Source organism: Pseudomonas sp. D3 (assembly GCF_029320995.1).
In the GTDB taxonomy this organism is placed as follows: domain Bacteria; phylum Pseudomonadota; class Gammaproteobacteria; order Pseudomonadales; family Pseudomonadaceae; genus Aquipseudomonas; species Aquipseudomonas paraveronii.
Genome location: NZ_CP119772.1, coordinates 4,537,529 through 4,556,289, shown reverse-complemented (window position 1 = coordinate 4,556,289; position 18,761 = coordinate 4,537,529). Strand labels below are relative to the sequence as shown.

The following is an 18,761-nucleotide window of genomic DNA, read 5'->3' as shown; positions in this document are numbered from 1 at the left end:
CCGCACAGTTTCATGCCGGTGTCCCTGGCAGATCGACCTGTGCATCCAAAAGGCTCATAAAAGCCCGCGCAGCGTTCGACAGCGTCCTTTCGGTATGCACGATATAGCCTAGCTGGCGACTGAGTTGTATGCCTGGCAAAGCGATACTTGCCACTTGATCATCGAGCATGGTGCGCGGTAATACGCTCCACGCCAAGCCGATGGACACCATCATCTTGATGGTTTCCAGATAGTTTGTGCTCATCGCGATGTTCGGCGTGAGGCCCTGGGCCTCGAACAGGCGTCTGACAATGTGATGGGTAAACGTGTTGCCACCGGGGAAAACCGCCGGGTGCCCGGCGATGTCCACCAGGCTGACCGAGCCGGTGTGGGTCAGGCTGTGCTCGGGCGCAACTACGAAATCCAGGGGGTCGTCCCACACCGGGGTGGCGCGCACCAGGTTGTGCGGCTCGGGCGCCAGGGTGATCACCGCCACTTCGGCGCGGCCATGCAGGATCTCTTCGTAGGCCACTTCCGAGTCGAGAAACTGAATATCCAGCGCAACGTTGGGGTATTGCCGGGTGAAGGTGCGCAGGATCGGCGGCAGGCGATGCAGGCCGATATGGTGGCTGGTGGCCAATGTGAGACGCCCGCTGACTTCGCCGGTGAGGTTGGTGAGGGCGCGCCGGGTGTCGTCCAATACGTTGAGAATCTGATAGGCGCGCGGCAACAAGGCACGCCCGGCTTCGGTCAAGCCGACTTCACGGCCCAGGCGATCGAACAAACGCACCTTTAATTGTTGCTCCAGGCCGGCAATGCGTTTGCTGATGGCCGGTTGGGTCAGGTGCAGGCGCTCGCCGGCGCCGGAGAAGCTGCCGGTCTCGGCGATGGCGATAAAGGCATTGAGGTTGGCCAGGTCCATTGTGGTATTCCAGTTGGTAATCCAAAGCATAAAAAATATGAATTTGAGTTATTTAATGTAGCGCCATACCATCAGCCTCACAAGCCAAAGGGTTATTGAATGTCTCAAGACCCGGGGCATAGAAAGACCGCTGATGAGGACCGACTGATGGCCGGCAAAACGCTTTACGACAAGCTTTGGGATTCCCATGAAGTGAAACGGCGCGACGATGGCTCGTCGCTGATCTATATCGACCGTCACATCATCCATGAAGTGACCTCGCCCCAAGCGTTCGAAGGCCTGCGACTGGCCGGGCGTAAGCCTTGGCGCGTCGACTCGATCATCGCCACCCCGGACCACAACGTGCCGACCACCCCGGAGCGCAAGGGCGGGATCGACGCCATTATCGACACGGTGTCGCGTTTGCAGGTGCAAACCCTCGACGACTACTGCGACGAATATGGCATCACCGAATTCAAGATGAATGACGTGCGTCAGGGCATCGTTCACGTGATTGGCCCGGAGCAGGGTGCCACCTTGCCCGGCATGACCGTGGTCTGCGGCGACTCCCACACTTCCACCCACGGCGCGTTCGGTGCCCTGGCCCACGGCATCGGCACGTCCGAGGTGGAACATGTGTTCGCCACCCAGTGCCTGGTCGCCAAGAAAATGAAGAACATGCTGGTACGCGTCGAAGGCCAATTGCCGTTTGGCGTGACCGCCAAGGACATCGTGCTCGCCGTGATCGGCAAGATCGGCACCGCCGGCGGTAACGGCCATGCCATCGAATTCGCCGGCAGCGCCATTCGCGACCTGTCCGTCGAAGGCCGCATGACCATCTGCAACATGTCCATCGAAGCCGGTGCCCGCGTGGGCATGGTGGCGGCGGATGAAAAAACCGTCGAATACGTAAAAGGCCGTCCATTCGCTCCGAAAGGCGCCGACTGGGATACCGCCGTTGAGGCCTGGAAAGACCTGGTCTCCGATGCCGATGCCGTGTTTGACACCGTGGTTGAACTCGACGCCAGCCAGATCAAGCCGCAAGTCAGCTGGGGCACCTCGCCGGAAATGGTCTTGGCCGTCGACCAGAACGTGCCGGACCCGGCCAAGGAAACCGACCTGGTCAAGCGCGGTTCGATCGAGCGTGCCTTGAAGTACATGGGCTTGAAAGCCAACCAGGCGATCACCGACATTCAGTTGGATCGCGTGTTCATCGGTTCCTGCACCAACTCGCGGATCGAAGACCTGCGCGCCGCGGCGTTGATCGCCAAGGGCCGCAAAGTCGCCTCGACCATCAAGCAGGCCATCGTGGTGCCGGGTTCGGGCCTGGTGAAAGCCCAGGCCGAAGCGGAAGGCCTGGACAAGATCTTCCTCGAAGCCGGTTTTGAATGGCGTGAGCCGGGCTGCTCCATGTGCCTGGCGATGAACCCGGACCGCTTGGAGTCCGGCGAGCATTGCGCGTCGACCTCCAACCGTAACTTCGAAGGGCGTCAGGGCGCCGGTGGGCGTACCCACCTGGTCAGCCCGGCCATGGCCGCCGCCGCTGCCGTCAACGGTCGTTTCATCGACGTTCGCGAATTGATCTGAGGAATACCCGATGAGAGCTTTTACCCAACACACAGGTCTTGTCGCGCCGTTGGACCGTGCCAACGTGGACACTGACCAGATCATCCCCAAGCAGTTCTTGAAGTCGATCAAGCGCACCGGTTTCGGCCCTAACCTGTTCGACGAGTGGCGCTACCTGGACGTGGGCTACGCCTACCAGGACAACTCCAAGCGCCCGCTGAACAAGGACTTCGTGCTCAACGCCGAACGTTATCAGGGCGCCAGCGTGCTGCTGGCGCGGGAAAACTTCGGCTGCGGTTCCAGCCGCGAACACGCGCCGTGGGCCCTGGAAGAATATGGCTTTCGCAGCATCATCGCGCCGAGCTACGCCGACATCTTCTTCAACAACAGCTTCAAGAACGGCTTGCTGCCGATCATCTTGAGCGATGCCGAAGTGGACGAGCTGTTCAAGCAAGTCGAAGCCGATGTCGGCTACCAACTGACGGTTGACTTGGCTGCACAGACGGTGACCCGTCCGGACGGCAAGGTGTATCACTTTGAAGTCGATGCTTTCCGTAAGCACTGCCTGATCAACGGCCTGGACGACATCGGCCTGACCTTGCAGGACGGCGATGCGATTGCCGCGTTTGAAACCAAGCATCGGGCCAGCCAGCCTTGGTTGTTTCGCGACGCTTGATGTGATGTAGGCAGGACCGCCGCCATCGGGAGCAAGCTTCCTCCCACATGTTGAATTGTGAGCACGTTCAAATGTGGGAGGGGCGGTGCGACGATTCGACTTGCCCCCGATGGGGCCAGAACAAACACCACAAGGTCCATTGAGGAAACTCCCATGACCAAAGCCGCCCACACCCAAGTCGTGCAAAAACAATTCGGCGAGCAGGCCTCGGCCTACCTGAGCAGTGCCGTACACGCCCAAGGCACTGAATTCGCGCTGCTCCAGGCCGAACTGGCCGGGCACGGCGCTGCGCGACTGCTGGATTTGGGCTGCGGTGCCGGTCATGTCAGTTTCCATGTGGCGCCGCTGGTAAAAGAAGTGGTGGCCTACGACCTGTCCCAGCAGATGCTTGACGTGGTCGCCGCCGCTGCCGTGGACCGTGGCTTGGGCAATATCCGCACGGTACACGGCGCCGCTGAGCGCTTGCCGTTCGCCGACGGCGAATTCGACTTCGTGTTCAGCCGCTATTCGGCGCACCATTGGAGCGACCTCGGCCTGGCCCTGCGCGAAGTGCGCCGGGTGCTTAAGCCGGGTGGCGTGGCGGCGTTTGTCGATGTCTTGTCACCGGGTAGCCCGCTGTTGGACACTTACCTGCAAACCGTCGAAGTGCTGCGCGACACCAGCCACGTGCGCGATTACTCCGCCGCCGAATGGATGCGCCAGCTCAGCGAAGCCGGTCTGCATGTGCGCAACAGCAGCCGCCAGCGCCTGCGCCTGGAATACACCTCGTGGGTCGAGCGCATGCGCACGCCGCCGGTCTTGTGCGCGGCGATCCTTGAGCTGCAACAGGCGGTGGGCCAGGAAGTCCGCGATTACTATGAAATTCAAGCCGACGGCACCTTCAGCACCGACGTGCTGGTGGTTTGGGCCGAACGCTGAGTATTTTTCCCGACCTGCCTCTGGGCGGGCCGCACGATGAAATGAGGAACGCATGAGCAAGCAGATTCTGATTCTTCCAGGCGACGGTATTGGTCCGGAAATCATGGCCGAAGCGGTCAAAGTCCTGGAGTTGGCCAACACCAAGTACAACCTGGGCTTCGAATTGAGCCACGACGTGATCGGCGGCGCGGCCATCGACAAGCACGGCGTGCCCCTGGCCGACGAGACCCTGGACCGCGCCCGTGCTGCCGACGCCGTGCTGCTCGGCGCCGTGGGTGGCCCGAAATGGGACAAGATCGACCGTGACATTCGCCCTGAGCGCGGCCTGCTGAAGATCCGCGCGCAACTGGGCCTGTTCGGCAACCTGCGCCCGGCGATCCTCTACCCGCAACTGGCCGACGCGTCGAGCCTCAAGCCGGAAGTGGTGGCGGGCCTGGATATCCTGATCGTGCGCGAGCTGACCGGCGGTATCTACTTCGGCTCGCCGCGCGGTGTGCGCGAACTGCCAAATGGCGAGCGCCAGGCCTACGACACCCTGCCGTACAGCGAAAGCGAAATTCGCCGTATCGCCCGGGTCGGTTTCGACATGGCCCGCGTGCGTAGCAAGAAGATCTGCTCGGTCGATAAGGCCAACGTCCTGGCCTCCAGCCAGTTGTGGCGTGAAATCGTCGAGGAAGTCGCCAAAGACTACCCGGACGTCGAACTCAGCCACATGTACGTCGATAACGCCGCCATGCAATTGGTGCGCGCGCCGAAGCAGTTCGACGTGATCGTCACCGACAACCTGTTCGGCGACATCCTGTCCGACCAGGCGTCGATGCTCACCGGTTCCATCGGCATGCTGCCGTCGGCGTCCTTGGACACCAACAACAAGGGCATGTACGAGCCGTGCCACGGTTCGGCGCCGGACATCGCCGGCCAGGGCATTGCCAACCCGTTGGCGACTATTTTGTCGGTGTCGATGATGCTGCGTTACAGCTTCAACCTGAGCGACGCGGCGGATGCCATCGAGAAGGCCGTGAGCCTGGTGCTGGACCAGGGCTTGCGCACCGGCGACATCTGGTCGAAGGGTTGCACCAAAGTCGGTACGCAAGAAATGGGCGACGCAGTAGTCGCCGCGCTGCGGAATCTGTAATCTCTCGGGCCCGCTTGCAGTTGTTGCTGCAAGGCGGCCCACTTTTTAACAAGGTGTAGTTGCGATGAAACGTGTAGGTCTGATCGGTTGGCGCGGTATGGTCGGTTCCGTGCTCATGCAGCGGATGCTGGAAGAGCAGGATTTCGATCTTATTGAGCCGGTGTTTTTCACCACTTCGAACGTGGGCGGCCAAGGGCCGTCCGTGGGCAAGGATATTGCTCCGCTCAAGGACGCCTACAGCATTGAAGAGCTGAAAACTCTCGATGTGATTCTGACCTGCCAGGGTGGCGACTACACCAGCGAAGTCTTCCCCAAGCTGCGCGAAGCCGGCTGGCAGGGTTATTGGATCGACGCTGCATCCAGCCTGCGCATGCAGGACGATGCGGTGATCGTTCTCGATCCGGTCAACCGCAAGGTCATCGACCAGCAGCTCGACGCTGGCACCAAGAACTACATCGGTGGCAACTGCACCGTCAGCCTGATGCTGATGGGTCTGGGCGGCCTCTTCGAAGCCGGCCTGGTCGAGTGGATGAGCGCCATGACCTATCAGGCGGCGTCCGGCGCCGGCGCGCAGAACATGCGCGAACTGATCAAGCAGATGGGCGCGACCCACGCGGCCGTCGCCGATCAACTGGCCGACCCAGCCAGCGCGATCCTCGATATCGACCGCCGTGTGGCCGAAGCCATGCGCAGCGACGCGTACCCGACCGAGAACTTCGGCGTACCGTTGGCCGGTAGCCTGATCCCGTGGATCGACAAGGAACTGCCGAACGGCCAGAGCCGTGAAGAGTGGAAGGCCCAGGCCGAGACCAACAAGATCCTCGGTCGTTTCAAGAGCCCGATCCCGGTGGACGGCATCTGCGTGCGCATCGGCGCCATGCGCTGCCACAGCCAGGCGCTGACCATCAAGCTGAACAAAGACGTGCCGATCGCCGATATCGAAGGGCTGATCAGCCAGCACAACCCATGGGTCAAGCTGGTGCCGAACAGCCGCGACATCAGCATGCAGGAGCTGAGCCCGACCAAGGTCACCGGCACCCTGAATGTACCGGTGGGGCGTCTGCGCAAGCTGAACATGGGCACCCAATACCTGGGCGCGTTCACCGTCGGCGACCAACTGCTGTGGGGCGCGGCCGAACCGCTGCGCCGCATGCTGCGGATTCTGCTGGAGCGTTGATCGCGTAAGGCACTAAGAAAAACCCGCGACTGGTGACAGACGCGGGTTTTTTATTGTTCTTTCGGGCGCTATCGGGGGCAAGCCCCCTCCCACATTCGACCGAATTCCAACGTTGAAAGGCTGTTCACTGTGGGAGGGGGCTTGCCCCCGATAGCGCCGTCAGCTACACCGCAAGCCCCGGGCTAATTGCCTCACCCCCAGCCACCCGGTAAAGTGCCGCTCCCCCCCGCAATGCCCGAGGCAGCCCCCATGACCCAGACCTTTGATATCGCCGTGATCGGCGCCACCGGCAGCGTCGGTGAAACCCTGGTGCAGATCCTCGAAGAGCTGGCTTTCCCGGTGGGCACCCTGTATCTGCTGGCGGGCAGTAACTCTGCGGGCGCATCGGTGCCGTTCCGTGGCAAGAACGTGCGTGTGCGGGAAGTCGATGAGTTTGATTTCAGCAAGGCGCAACTGGCGTTTTTCGCGGCCGGCCCGGCGGTGACCCTGAGCTTCGCCCCGCGTGCCACGGCAGCCGGCTGTTCGGTGATTGATTTATCGGGCGCATTGCCGGCCGCGCAGGCGCCTCAGGTGGTGCCGGAAGCCAATGCCCATGTGCTCGAAGGTTTGAAAAAGCCGTTCCAACTCGGTAGCCCGAGCCCGTCCGCGACCAACCTGGCGGTGGTCCTGGCGCCGCTGCGCGGCGTGCTGGATATCCAGCATGTCAGCGTTACCGCCAACCTGGCAGTGTCTGCTCAGGGCCGTGAAGCGGTCAGCGAGTTGGCGCGCCAAACCGCCGAGCTGCTGAATGTGCGCCCCCTGGAGCCCAAATTCTTTGATCGGCAGATGGCGTTCAACCTGCTGGCACAAGTCGGCACGCCGGACGCCCAGGGTCATACAGAGCTGGAGAAACGCCTCGTACACGAACTGCGCGCCGTGCTGGAAACTCCTTTACTAAAGATTTCCGCAACTTGCGTTCAAGCCCCGGTGTTTTTTGGCGATAGCTTGACTGTGTCTTTGCAATTGGGCTCGCCGGTCGACCTCGCCGTCGTCAACCGCGTTCTCGACGCTGCAGCGAGTATCGAGCGGGTGGAGGAGGGGGATTACCCGACTGCCGTGGGCGATGCCGTCGGCCAGGATGTAGTCTACGTCGGCCGAGTGCGTGCGGGAGTGGACGATCCGGCGGAACTAAATCTGTGGTTGACGTCAGATAACGTGCGTAAAGGCGCCGCACTGAATGCGGTGCAGCTGGCGCAGTTGTTGATAAAAGGCCTTGTGTAAAAGATACTTGGCGGCAATTTGTAGATTGATTCTAACCAGGCGCTATGCTTGGCCCCAAGCAGGAACAGTTGCGCGTCGGTAACCTATCGGCTCGCCGTGCCTTATGGCAGCGGTTACCAACCTTCTCGCAGGCCGGGGAGTGTTCAAACAAAGGATGAGGCTATGGTTCAAGTTCGCAAACTGGTGTTAGCAATAGCGGCCGCCTCGGCGCTGTCCTCCGGTATGGCGCAGGCGCTGCAGCTTGGGGAGATGACCCTCAAGTCGAAGTTGAACCAGCCATTGTCGGTGGACATCGAATTGCTCGACGTCGGCGGCCTCACGGCCGCCGAGATCACCCCGAGCCTGGCATCGTCCCAGGCGTTTGTGGATGCGGGGGTCGATCGCCAGGCGTTCCTCAATGACCTGACGTTTACGCCGGTGATCAACCCGGCCGGGCGCAGTGTGGTGCGTGTCACGTCGAGCAAGCCGCTGCCTGATTCCTACGTGCGTTTCCTGCTGCAAGTGCAATGGCCGAATGGCCGCCTGATGCGTGACTACAGCGTGTTGCTCGACCCGGCCAAGTTCGACCCATCGACGCCGACCAACACCGCGGCCACGCCTCGTTTGAGCGCACCCGCAGTGAGCGTGCCCGCCCAGCACACCACCACGGCCCATGACACGCTGTGGGAAATCGCCGAAAAGCATCGCAATGGCGCTTCGGTGCAGCAGACCATGCTGGCGATCCAGGCGCTCAACCCTCACGCTTTTGTCGATGGCAACATCAACCGTCTGAAAACCGGTCGCGTGCTGCGCCTGCCGGATACCGTACAAAGCACGGCGCTGCCACAAACCAAAGCCATTGCCGAAGTGACCGCGCAGAACGCTGCCTGGCGCCAGGGCCGTCGCGCCGCGACCAATCAAGCGGCTGGCAAGCAGCAGCTGGACGCGACTAAGCGCACCCAGGCAGGCAATGCGCCAGCTAGCACCAATGCCAAGGACAGCTTGAGCCTGGTTTCGGCCGAAGCGGCCAAGAAGGGTGCGAAGGGTAAGTCGGGTGATGGCCGGGCCCTGGGCGACAAACTGGCGATGGCCCAGGAGCAGCTCGACACGACGCGCCGTGACAACGAAGAACTGAAAAGCCGCGCAGCAGACCTGCAGAGCCAGTTGGACAAGCTGCAAAAGCTGATCCAGCTCAAGAACGATCAACTGGCCAGGTTGCAGTCTGAAAAAGGCGCTCCGGCAGCCCAGGCAGCAGCGGTCATGCCTGCGCAGTTGGCTGGTGAGCCGCCCGCCACTGTGGTCGTGCCCGTCGAAGCGGCAGCCACTGCGGCCCCGGCGTCCGAGCCGATCAAGCCTGACGCAGTGCCTGCGACCAGCGAAGACAAATTCAACGAGCTGCTGACCAACCCGATCGTCCTCGGCGTCATTGGCGGTGCGGCTGGTCTGGTGGTGGTGTTGCTCCTGCTGTTGTGGGCACGTCATCGCAATGGCCGTCGCGCAGAAGAAAAGCACGTGCGCATGGCCCGCGCCCTGGCTGAAGAGCCGGAATTTACCTCGAACATCGACCTTGATCTGCCACCGGACAGCTTCGCTGGCCTGGAAGTGCCGGCACCGAACGTCACGTTGGCTGCCGCGCCTACGCCTACGCCGGCGCCTGTCGTCGCACCGGCTGCGGCGCCGAGCGTAGCCTCGGTGCTTGCGCCCCTGGCTGTCGCCGTAGCGCCGGAAAACGCCAATGATGCGCTGGTGCAGGCGCAGTCCCATATCGACCGCGGTCACTTGAACCAGGCGGCCGATGTATTGGAGCAAGCCATCAAGTACGAAACAAAGCGCAGCGACTTGCGCTTGAAACTGATGGAAGTCTACGGCCTGCAAAACGACAAGGACGGTTTCATCACCCAGGAGCGTCAACTGGTGGCCAATGGTGAAAACCATGCCCAGGTCGAGCAGCTCAAGTCGCGCTTCCCGGCCATGGCCGTGTTGGCAGCGGGGGTGAGTGCCGCCGTGGCCGCCGCTGCGCTGGACGCTCAATTCGTCAAGGATCTGATGGAAGATAAGCCGGCTTCCGTGCCGGAAGCTGAAGCAGAGGCGTTCGACACTGATTTCGATCTGAGCCTGGACGAGCTGGAGGCAGCTTCACCGGCAGCGGTGGACAATGCCGATCAGCAGACCTTCGAGGCGCTGCTGCAGCAAGAGACCGAAGCCAAGCCAGCCTCGGAAGACCTGTCGGACTTTGATCTCGACCTGCAGTTGGAGCCGCCGTCTTCCCAGTCCGATGACGACTTCCTTTCGGGGCTCGAAGATCAGATGAAGGATGTGTCGCCGGTCGAACCGCCGACCCTGACCCCGGCCGCCCTGGACGACCTCGACTTGCCGGAAGACTTCGACCTGTCCCTGGCCGACGAGCCGGAGGCCCCGGCGGCCCCGGCGGCCAAGCCCGATGCGTTCTCCTCGGAACTGGATGACGTCAACGCCGAACTCGATCGTCTGTCCCAGAGCCTGGAAAGTCCACCGATCGAACCGTCTTTCACCGCCGAAGATGCGGCGTTGGGTGGTGATGAGCCGGAGTTCGACTTCCTCTCCGGCACCGATGAAGTCGCCACCAAGCTGGACCTCGCCCAGGCCTATATCGACATGGGCGATGCGGATGGCGCGCGGGATATCCTTTCCGAAGTGCTGACCGAGGGTAGCGAAACCCAGCGCGGCGAAGCCAAGGAAATGCTTGGCCGACTGGCGTAATCGCCAAGGGTTAACCCAGACGGCGGCCTTCGGGTCGCCGTTTTACGTTGCCGCCACCAAACACATGGCGTCTGGGGCGCAGCGCCTTATAATGCCCGCCTTTGCGCAACTCATCAGGCTCTCAGTTCTTGGCAAATATAGATAACCCGGCTGCCGAAATGGCGGCTGCAGGCTTTTACCGCATCGCCCTGGGCGTGGAATACAAAGGTTCGCGCTATTGCGGCTGGCAGCGCCAGGCGTCCGGCGTGCTGACGGTGCAGGAAACCCTGGAAAAGGCCCTGTCCAAAGTCGCTGACTCGCCGGTTTCGCTGATGTGCGCCGGGCGCACCGACGCGGGCGTACACGCCTGCGGCCAGGTGGTGCACTTCGATACTCAGGCCGAGCGCTCGATGAAGGCGTGGGTGATGGGCGCTAATATCAATTTGCCCCATGACGTCAGTGTCAGTTGGGCGAAGGTCATGCCGGCGCATTTTCATGCGCGCTTCAAGGCTATCGCCCGGCGTTACCGCTATGTGATCTACAACGATCAGATCCGCCCGGCGCACCTCAACCAAGAAATCACCTGGAACCACCGCCCGCTGGATGCCGAGCGCATGGCCGAAGCCGCGCAGCACCTGGTTGGCGTCCACGATTTCAGCGCGTTCCGCGCCGGCCAGTGCCAGGCCAAGTCGCCGATCAAGGAAGTCCATCACCTGCGGGTCACGCGTCACGGCAAGATGATCGTGCTGGATATCCGCGCCGGGGCGTTCCTGCACCATATGGTACGCAACATTGCCGGTGTGCTGATGACCATCGGCACCGGCGAACGCCCGGTGGAGTGGGCCAAGGAAGTGCTGGAGAGCCGCATTCGCCGTACCGGCGGTGTCACGGCGCATCCGTTTGGCCTGTATCTGGTGGAGGTGGAGTATCGCGACGAGTTCGAGCTACCGCAGCGCTTCGTCGGGCCACACTTCCTCACCGGTTTCAGCGAACTTGACGGCTGACGCCCGGAAAAGCTTTTGTTACCATCCGGGACTTTCTCGGTTCAACCCCTGAGGTTTCTACGACATGTCAGCCGTTCGCAGCAAGATTTGTGGGATTACCCGCATAGAAGACGCGCTGGCGGCAGTCGAAGCGGGGGCGCACGCCATCGGTTTCGTGTTTTATGCCAAGAGCCCGCGGGCGGTGAATGTGCTGCAGGCGCGGGCGATCATCGCTGCGCTGCCGCCGTTTGTGACCACCGTGGGCTTGTTCGTCAACGCCAGCCGTTGCGAACTCAACGAAACCCTGGATGCTGTGCAACTGGACATGGTGCAGTTTCACGGCGATGAAACCCCTGACGAGTGCGAAAGCTACCAGCGCCCGTATATCAAGGCGTTGAGGGTCAAGGCCGGGGATGATATCGCGGGCGCCTGCGCTGCCTACACCAGCGCGCGCGGGATTCTGCTGGACACCTACGTCGAAGGTGTACCCGGCGGCACCGGCGAAGCCTTCGATTGGTCGCTGATCCCCGAGGGGTTGAGCAAACCGATCATCCTGGCCGGCGGGCTCACCCCCGCCAATGTCGCGGCGGCGATCGAGCAGGTTCGACCGTATGCCGTGGATGTCAGCGGTGGAGTAGAGCAGGGCAAGGGCATCAAGGATCACAGCAAGATTCGCGCTTTCTTGCAGGCTGTGCGCAACAGCAACGGCGCGATGTGACGGCTGGCAGTCTGCCGCCGTCCATAACTATCACTGTGTAAAACGGCCCGGTGCCGCCTGCGGGAGGCCCGGAAATGAAGTGGCAACCCTGCGCTGGCAGGTTGTCTGGAAGGCTGAGGATGCATGCGGGAAATGGCCGGTCGAACGTCTGACCCCGTCCAGCATGTGTCATTGCCACATATGAATTTAGCTCAAGGGCATACGCGGGGCTGTGTTCAAGCCACCGGTACTGGAGAAAGAAAGCATGAGCAACTGGTTAGTAGACAAACTGATCCCTTCGATCATGCGTTCCGAGGTGAAGAAAAGCTCGGTTCCTGAAGGTCTGTGGCACAAGTGCCCATCCTGCGACGCGGTGCTGTACCGCCCGGAGCTGGAAAAGACCCTGGACGTTTGCCCCAAGTGCAACCACCACATGCGTATCGGCGCTCGCGCCCGCATCGACATTTTTCTCGACGCCGACGGCCGTAACGAGCTGGGCGCCGACCTGGAACCGGTTGACCGCCTCAAGTTCCGCGACGGCAAGAAGTACAAGGATCGCCTGACCGCTGCTCAGAAGCAGACCGGTGAGAAGGACGCGCTGATTTCGATCAGCGGCAAGCTGCTGGGCATGCCGGTGGTGGTGTCGGCGTTTGAATTCTCCTTCATGGGGGGTTCCATGGGCGCCATCGTCGGTGAGCGTTTTGTGCGCGCTGCCAACTACGCCCTGGAAAACCGTTGCCCGATGATCTGCTTCTCCGCCTCCGGTGGTGCGCGCATGCAGGAAGCCCTGATCTCCCTGATGCAAATGGCCAAGACCTCCGCGGTGCTGGCGCGTCTGCGGGAAGAGGGTATCCCGTTCATCTCCGTGCTGACCGACCCGGTGTACGGTGGTGTGTCTGCCAGCCTGGCGATGCTGGGCGACGTGATCGTCGGCGAGCCCAAGGCCCTGATCGGCTTTGCCGGCCCGCGCGTCATCGAGCAGACCGTTCGTGAAAAACTGCCGGAAGGCTTCCAGCGCAGCGAATTCCTGCTGGAGCACGGCGCGATCGACATGATCATTGCCCGTGCCGAGCTGCGTCCACGCCTGGGTAGCCTGCTCGCGCAAATGATGGGCCTGCCGACGCCAGTCTACGTCGCGCCGAAGGTTGAACCGATCGTCGTGCCGCCGGTGCCTGCAAACCTATGACCCAACGTACCCTGGGCGAATGGCTCGCCTACCTTGAGCAGTTGCATCCGTGCGCCATCGACATGGGTCTGGAGCGCTCGCAACAGGTAGCGGCACGCCTCGGGTTGGGCCGTCCGGCGCCGCGAGTGATCACGGTGACCGGCACCAACGGCAAAGGCTCGACCTGTGCCTTTGTCGCAGCGCTGCTGCAGGCCCAAGGGCTGAGGGTCGGCGTGTACAGCTCGCCGCACCTGTTGCGCTACAACGAGCGAGTGCAACTCAATGGCGTCGAAGCCACTGACGAGCAACTTTGCGAAGCCTTTGCCGCGCTCGATGCCGGGCGCGGCGAGATTTCCCTGACGTACTTCGAGATGGGCACCCTGGCGGCGTTCTGGCTGTTCGAACGGGCGCACTTGGATGTGGTCGTGCTTGAAGTGGGCCTGGGCGGGCGTCTGGACACGGTCAACGTGGTGGATGCCGACCTGGCGCTGGTCACCAGCATTGGCGTCGACCATGTCGACTATCTGGGTGATACCCGTGAGTCCGTGGCCTATGAAAAGGCCGGGATCTTCCGTCAGGGCAGGCCTGCGCTGTGCGGTGACCTGGACCCGCCGCAGACGTTGCTGGACAAGGTGCGGGAGCTGGATTGCCCGTTCTTTCTGCGTGGGCGCGAGTTCAATCTTGAAGTGGGCGCTGAGCATTGGCAGTGGCGCGGGCGTGATGCGCGCGGCCAACTCGTGGAGCTGCATGACCTGCCGCTGCTGAACCTGCCGATGGAAAACGCCGCGCTCGCCCTGCAGGCCTATCTGCTGCTGGGCCTGCCGTGGGACCCTGCGCAGATTGCTCGTACATTGCTGGCTACGCGGATCGTCGGGCGCCTGGACCGCCGTGCTTTCGACTGGCAGGGCAAGCGCCTCAACCTGCTGCTGGATGTGGGTCACAACCCCCACGCCGCCGAATACCTGGCGCAACGCCTGTCGCGTACAGCGCCGGTCGGTCGCCGCCTGGCGGTGTTGGGCTTGCTGGCCGACAAGGATCTGGAGGGCGTCGTTGCGCCGTTGCTGGCGAATGTCCAGGCCTGGGCGGTTGCGCCCCTGGACACGCCGCGCAGCCGGCCGGCCGCTGAGCTTGAGGTTGCCTTGCAGAACCTTGGTGCGCGCGTGACGTCATATGCAAGCGTCACTGCGGCCCTTGAAGCGCAGTGTGCGGTTGCCACGCCCGATGACGAGATTCTGTTGTTCGGGTCATTTTATTGTGTTGCCGAGGCGCTCGAATGGTTGGCCCGGCGCTCCACGGAGGAAGCTGCACATGGCATTACTGGATAGCGCATACAAGCAGCGAATGGTCGGCGCCCTGGTGCTGGTGGCCTTGGCGGTGATTTTCCTGCCGATGCTGTTTTCCCGTCAGGATGAGCAGCGCCAGGTGGTTGTCGAGGCTCCGGCATCGCCCCAGGCGCCGGCAGTGCCTCAGGTACAGGTTGAGCCGGTGGTGGTGCCTGAGCCGCAGGCATTGCCTGAAGAGCCGGTGCCGACCGATGAGGACCTGGCCGCGCAACCGGCTCCGTCGATGCCGGTGCAGCCGAGTGTGCCTGTGGCCAAGCCGGCGCCCGCTGTCGCCGCCAAGCCTGCCGCGCCAGCGCCTGCGCCCAAGCCGGTCGCGCCGCAACCTGCCGCGCCGGGCAAACCGGACGTGGGGCAGAGCCGTATCGACCCGAATGGCCTGCCGATCAGTTGGTCGATCCAGCTGGCCAGCCTGGCCAATCGCGAAAGCGCCGAGGCCCTGCAGAAAAAACTGCGCAGCCAAGGTTACAACGCCTACATCCGCAGCGCCGATGGCAAGAATCGCGTGTTTATCGGACCGCTGATCGAGCGTGCCGAGGCAGACCGCCTGCGCGACTTGCTGGGTCGCCAGCAGAATCTCAATGGCTTTGTGGTGCGTTTCCAGCCTGAGCGCGGCTGAGTTCACGCCGATCTAGGCTTGGAATGCAGTCAAGTGTGGGAGGGGGCTTGCCCCCGATGGCGGTCGATCAGTATCGGTTGTGCTGACTGATCCACCGCCATCGGGAGCAAGCCCTCTCCCACTTTGGTTTTGTGTGGGGCTTGAAATGGGCTTGAATCGTCACAAACTATTGATTTGCAAAGCACCCGCAATCACCGCTTACCGATAGCCCGGCGCTCTGCTAAAATGCGCCGCCTTATCTGTCCGTAGGCTGCACCGTGCCATTTACCTGGGTTGATTGGGCGATCGTCGCAATCGTCGCCATCTCCGCTTTGATCAGTCTAAGCCGCGGCTTCGTAAAAGAAGCACTGTCGTTGCTGACCTGGATCATCGCAGGAGTCGTCGCCTGGATGTTCGGCGGTTCGCTGTCGGTCTACCTGAGCGGATACATCGAGACACCTTCGGCTCGCGTCATCGCGGGCTGCGCCATCATGTTCATCGCCACGCTGCTGGTGGGAGCAATGGTCAATTATCTTATTGGCGAGTTGATACGTGTCACCGGCCTCTCCGGGACCGATCGATTTCTCGGCATGGCCTTCGGCGCTGCGCGTGGCGCGTTGCTGGTGGTCGTGGCGGTCGGGCTATTGAGCCTGGGGCCGGTACAGCAGGATTCGTGGTGGCAGGAGTCGGTACTCGTGCCAAAATTTCTATTGGTTGCAGATTGGTCCAAGAACCTCATATTGGGGTGGAGCAGTCAGTGGCTGGCCAGCGGGATCAGCATGCCCGCTGATCTTCCGTTCAAGGAGCACCTCTTACCGGCCAAAACGCCTCAGTAAGCAGTGTTCAGTCAAGATTCATTAAGTAGGGGTTGCGTCGCATGTGTGGCATCGTCGGTATCGTCGGTAAGTCGAACGTCAATCAGGCGCTGTATGACGCGCTAACCGTCCTCCAGCACCGCGGCCAGGACGCTGCCGGTATTGTGACCAGCCACGACGGCCGGTTATTCCTGCGCAAGGATAATGGCCTGGTACGTGATGTGTTCCATCAACGTCACATGCAGCGCCTCGTCGGGCACATGGGCATTGGCCATGTGCGTTACCCGACTGCCGGTAGCTCGACCTCGGCCGAAGCTCAACCGTTTTACGTCAACTCGCCTTACGGCATCACCCTGGCGCACAACGGTAACCTGACCAACGTTGAACAACTGGCCAAGGAGATTTACGAATCTGACCTGCGTCACGTCAACACCAATTCCGACTCGGAAGTGCTGCTCAACGTGTTCGCTCACGAACTGGCCCAGCGCGGCAAGCTGCAGCCGACCGAAGAAGACGTGTTTGCCGCCGTGACCGACGTGCATAACCGTTGCGTCGGTGGTTACGCGGTAGTGGCCATGGTCACCGGGTACGGCATCGTCGGTTTCCGCGACCCGCACGGCATCCGCCCGATCGTGTTCGGCCAGCGTCACACCGACGAAGGCGTCGAGTACATGATCGCCTCCGAAAGCGTGTCCCTGGACGTGCTGGGCTTCACCCTGATCCGCGACCTGGCGCCGGGCGAAGCGGTGTACATCACCGAAGATGGCAAGCTGCATACTCGCCAGTGCGCTGTGGCACCGAAACTCACCCCGTGCATCTTCGAACACGTCTACCTGGCGCGTCCGGATTCGATCATCGACGGTGTTTCGGTGTACAAGGCGCGTCTGCGCATGGGCGAGAAGCTGGCCGACAAGATCATGCGCGAGCGCCCTCAGCACGATATCGACGTGGTGATCCCGATCCCGGACACCAGCCGTACCGCCGCGCTGGAGCTGGCCAACCACCTGGGCGTCAAGTTCCGCGAAGGCTTCGTCAAGAACCGCTACATCGGTCGCACGTTCATCATGCCTGGCCAGGCGGCGCGCAAGAAGTCGGTACGCCAGAAGCTCAACGCCATCGAGCTGGAATTTCGCGGCAAGAATGTGATGCTGGTGGATGACTCCATCGTGCGTGGCACCACCTGCAAGCAAATCATCCAGATGGCTCGCGAAGCCGGCGCCAAGAACGTCTACTTCTGCTCCGCAGCGCCCGCCGTGCGTTACCCGAACGTGTACGGCATCGACATGCCGAGCGCCCACGAACTGATCGCCCACAACCGCACGACCCAGGACGTGGCCGACCTGATCGGCGCCGATTGGCTGATCTATCAGGACCTTTCCGACCTGATCGAAGCGGTCGGCGGTGGCAAGGTCAAGATCGAGCAGTTCGACTGCGCGGTGTTCGACGGTAAATACGTGACCGGTGATGTCGATGAGGCTTACCTGAACAAGATCGAGCAGGCGCGCAACGACTCGTCGAAGATCAAGACCCAGGCGGTCAGCGCGATCATCGATCTGTACAACAACTGAGTAAACACCGGCCCTGAGGGGCCGGTTTTGTATCTTAAATAAAGAATTGAGTAAGGAGTCGCAGCATGAGTCAGGAATGGGATGCCGGTCGGTTGGACAGCGACCTCGATGGCGTAGCTTTCGATACCCTGGCTGTGCGCGCCGGCCAGCACCGAACGCCGGAAGGTGAGCACGGTGATCCGATGTTCTTCACCTCCAGCTACGTGTTCCGCACTGCTGCTGACGCCGCTGCGCGTTTTGCCGGTGAGGTGCCGGGCAACGTCTATTCCCGTTACACCAACCCGACCGTGCGCGCGTTCGAAGAGCGTATCGCCGCACTGGAAGGCGCTGAGCAGGCGGTCGCCACGGCGACCGGCATGGCGGCGATCCTGGCGGTGGTGATGAGCCTGTGCAGCGCTGGCGACCATGTGCTGGTGTCGCGCAGCGTGTTCGGTTCAACCATCAGTCTGTTCGAAAAGTATTTCAAGCGCTTCGGTATCGAAGTGGACTACGTGCCTTTGGCGGATCTTTGCGGCTGGGATGCGGCAATCAAAGCCAATACCAAGCTGCTGTTCGTCGAGTCGCCGTCCAACCCGCTGGCCGAGTTGGTGGATATCGCCGCGCTCTCGCAAGTGGCGCATGCCAAAGGCGCCATGCTGGTGGTCGACAACTGCTTCTGCACCCCGGCGCTGCAACAGCCGTTGAAGCTGGGCGCGGACGTTGTCGTGCATTCGGCGACCAAGTTCATCGACGGCCAGGGCCGTTGCATGGGTGGGGTGGTGGCAGGTCGCAGCGAGCAGATGAAAGAAGTGGTGGGGTTCTTGCGTACTGCTGGCCCGACCCTGAGCCCGTTCAATGCGTGGATCTTCCTCAAGGGCCTGGAAACCCTCAGCCTGCGGATGAAGGCCCATTGCGCCAATGCCCAGGCGCTGGCCGAGTGGCTGGAACAGCAGGACGGTATCGAGAAGGTTCATTACGCCGGTCTTAAGAGCCATCCGCAGCACGCGTTGGCCCAGCGCCAGCAGCGTGGCTTCGGCGCCGTGGTGAGTTTTGAAGTGAAAGGCGGCAAAGAGGGCGCCTGGCGCTTTATCGATGCGACGCGCCTGATCTCCATCACGGCCAACCTGGGTGACAGCAAGACCACCATTACCCACCCGAGCACGACGTCCCACGGTCGCTTGGCGCCACAGGAGCGTGAAGCGGCGGGCATTCGTGACAGCTTGATCCGCGTCGCGGTAGGGCTCGAAGACGTGGCTGACTTGCAGGCTGACCTGGCTCGCGGGCTGGCAGCCTTGTGATCGAGTGGG

At 62.0% G+C, this 18,761-nt stretch carries 16 protein-coding genes; 15 read left to right on the top strand and 1 reads right to left on the bottom strand.

What is annotated here, in order from left to right; all coding sequences use genetic code 11:
- Positions 1 to 10: 10 nt before the first annotated feature.
- Positions 11 to 901, bottom strand: coding sequence for a LysR family transcriptional regulator (locus P3S72_RS20975; RefSeq protein ID WP_276194070.1), 891 nt, complete (start codon positions 899 to 901; stop codon positions 11 to 13).
- A 147-nt stretch (positions 902 to 1,048) separates the two neighbouring features.
- Between P3S72_RS20975 and leuC the strand changes: the two genes are divergently transcribed.
- From leuC to P3S72_RS20900, 15 genes are all read left to right on the top strand, one after another.
- Positions 1,049 to 2,467 carry a 3-isopropylmalate dehydratase large subunit gene (gene leuC / locus P3S72_RS20970; protein WP_276194069.1) on the top strand — a complete coding sequence of 473 codons (1,419 nt, stop codon included), beginning with the start codon at positions 1,049 to 1,051 and terminating at the stop codon, positions 2,465 to 2,467.
- A 10-nt stretch (positions 2,468 to 2,477) separates the two neighbouring features.
- On the top strand, positions 2,478 to 3,122 hold the full coding sequence (leuD, locus tag P3S72_RS20965) for a 3-isopropylmalate dehydratase small subunit (protein WP_094953214.1): 645 nt from the start codon (positions 2,478 to 2,480) through the stop codon (positions 3,120 to 3,122).
- A 153-nt stretch (positions 3,123 to 3,275) separates the two neighbouring features.
- A complete protein-coding gene (locus tag P3S72_RS20960) occupies positions 3,276 to 4,040 on the top strand; it encodes a class I SAM-dependent methyltransferase (protein WP_276194068.1) in 765 nt (254 codons plus the stop codon).
- A gap of 52 nt (positions 4,041 to 4,092) precedes the next feature.
- A complete protein-coding gene (gene leuB, locus P3S72_RS20955; protein WP_276194067.1) occupies positions 4,093 to 5,175 on the top strand; it encodes a 3-isopropylmalate dehydrogenase in 1,083 nt (360 codons plus the stop codon).
- A gap of 64 nt (positions 5,176 to 5,239) precedes the next feature.
- Positions 5,240 to 6,352: an aspartate-semialdehyde dehydrogenase gene (gene asd, locus P3S72_RS20950; protein WP_095146332.1), complete on the top strand. Its 1,113-nt coding sequence runs from the start codon at positions 5,240 to 5,242 to the stop codon at positions 6,350 to 6,352.
- Positions 6,353 to 6,601: 249 nt separating this feature from the next.
- Positions 6,602 to 7,612 carry an aspartate-semialdehyde dehydrogenase gene (locus tag P3S72_RS20945; RefSeq protein WP_276194066.1) on the top strand — a complete coding sequence of 337 codons (1,011 nt, stop codon included), beginning with the start codon at positions 6,602 to 6,604 and terminating at the stop codon, positions 7,610 to 7,612.
- Positions 7,613 to 7,774: 162 nt separating this feature from the next.
- Complete coding sequence (locus P3S72_RS20940; RefSeq protein ID WP_276194065.1) at positions 7,775 to 10,330, top strand: FimV/HubP family polar landmark protein; 2,556 nt, start codon at positions 7,775 to 7,777, stop codon at positions 10,328 to 10,330.
- Positions 10,331 to 10,488: 158 nt separating this feature from the next.
- Positions 10,489 to 11,313, top strand: a complete 825-nt coding sequence (gene truA, locus P3S72_RS20935; protein ID WP_276197968.1) for a tRNA pseudouridine(38-40) synthase TruA — start codon at positions 10,489 to 10,491, stop codon at positions 11,311 to 11,313.
- A gap of 64 nt (positions 11,314 to 11,377) precedes the next feature.
- Positions 11,378 to 12,010, top strand: coding sequence for a phosphoribosylanthranilate isomerase (locus P3S72_RS20930; protein WP_276194064.1), 633 nt, complete (start codon positions 11,378 to 11,380; stop codon positions 12,008 to 12,010).
- A gap of 244 nt (positions 12,011 to 12,254) precedes the next feature.
- A complete protein-coding gene (accD, locus tag P3S72_RS20925) occupies positions 12,255 to 13,175 on the top strand; it encodes an acetyl-CoA carboxylase, carboxyltransferase subunit beta (RefSeq protein ID WP_276194063.1) in 921 nt (306 codons plus the stop codon).
- The gene (gene folC, locus P3S72_RS20920) at positions 13,172 to 14,479 is read left to right on the top strand and encodes a bifunctional tetrahydrofolate synthase/dihydrofolate synthase (protein WP_276194062.1); all 1,308 of its coding nucleotides are present in this window, start codon (positions 13,172 to 13,174) and stop codon (positions 14,477 to 14,479) included. Before accD ends, folC begins: the two co-directional genes overlap by 4 nt.
- Complete coding sequence (locus P3S72_RS20915; protein WP_276194061.1) at positions 14,463 to 15,113, top strand: SPOR domain-containing protein; 651 nt, start codon at positions 14,463 to 14,465, stop codon at positions 15,111 to 15,113. Before folC ends, P3S72_RS20915 begins: the two co-directional genes overlap by 17 nt.
- Before the next feature lie 257 nt (positions 15,114 to 15,370).
- Complete coding sequence (locus P3S72_RS20910; protein ID WP_247403593.1) at positions 15,371 to 15,928, top strand: CvpA family protein; 558 nt, start codon at positions 15,371 to 15,373, stop codon at positions 15,926 to 15,928.
- Between the two features lie 41 nt (positions 15,929 to 15,969).
- Positions 15,970 to 17,475, top strand: a complete 1,506-nt coding sequence (gene purF, locus P3S72_RS20905; RefSeq protein WP_276194060.1) for an amidophosphoribosyltransferase — start codon at positions 15,970 to 15,972, stop codon at positions 17,473 to 17,475.
- A gap of 65 nt (positions 17,476 to 17,540) precedes the next feature.
- A complete protein-coding gene (locus tag P3S72_RS20900; protein WP_276194059.1) occupies positions 17,541 to 18,752 on the top strand; it encodes an O-succinylhomoserine sulfhydrylase in 1,212 nt (403 codons plus the stop codon).
- Positions 18,753 to 18,761: the final 9 nt, after the last annotated feature.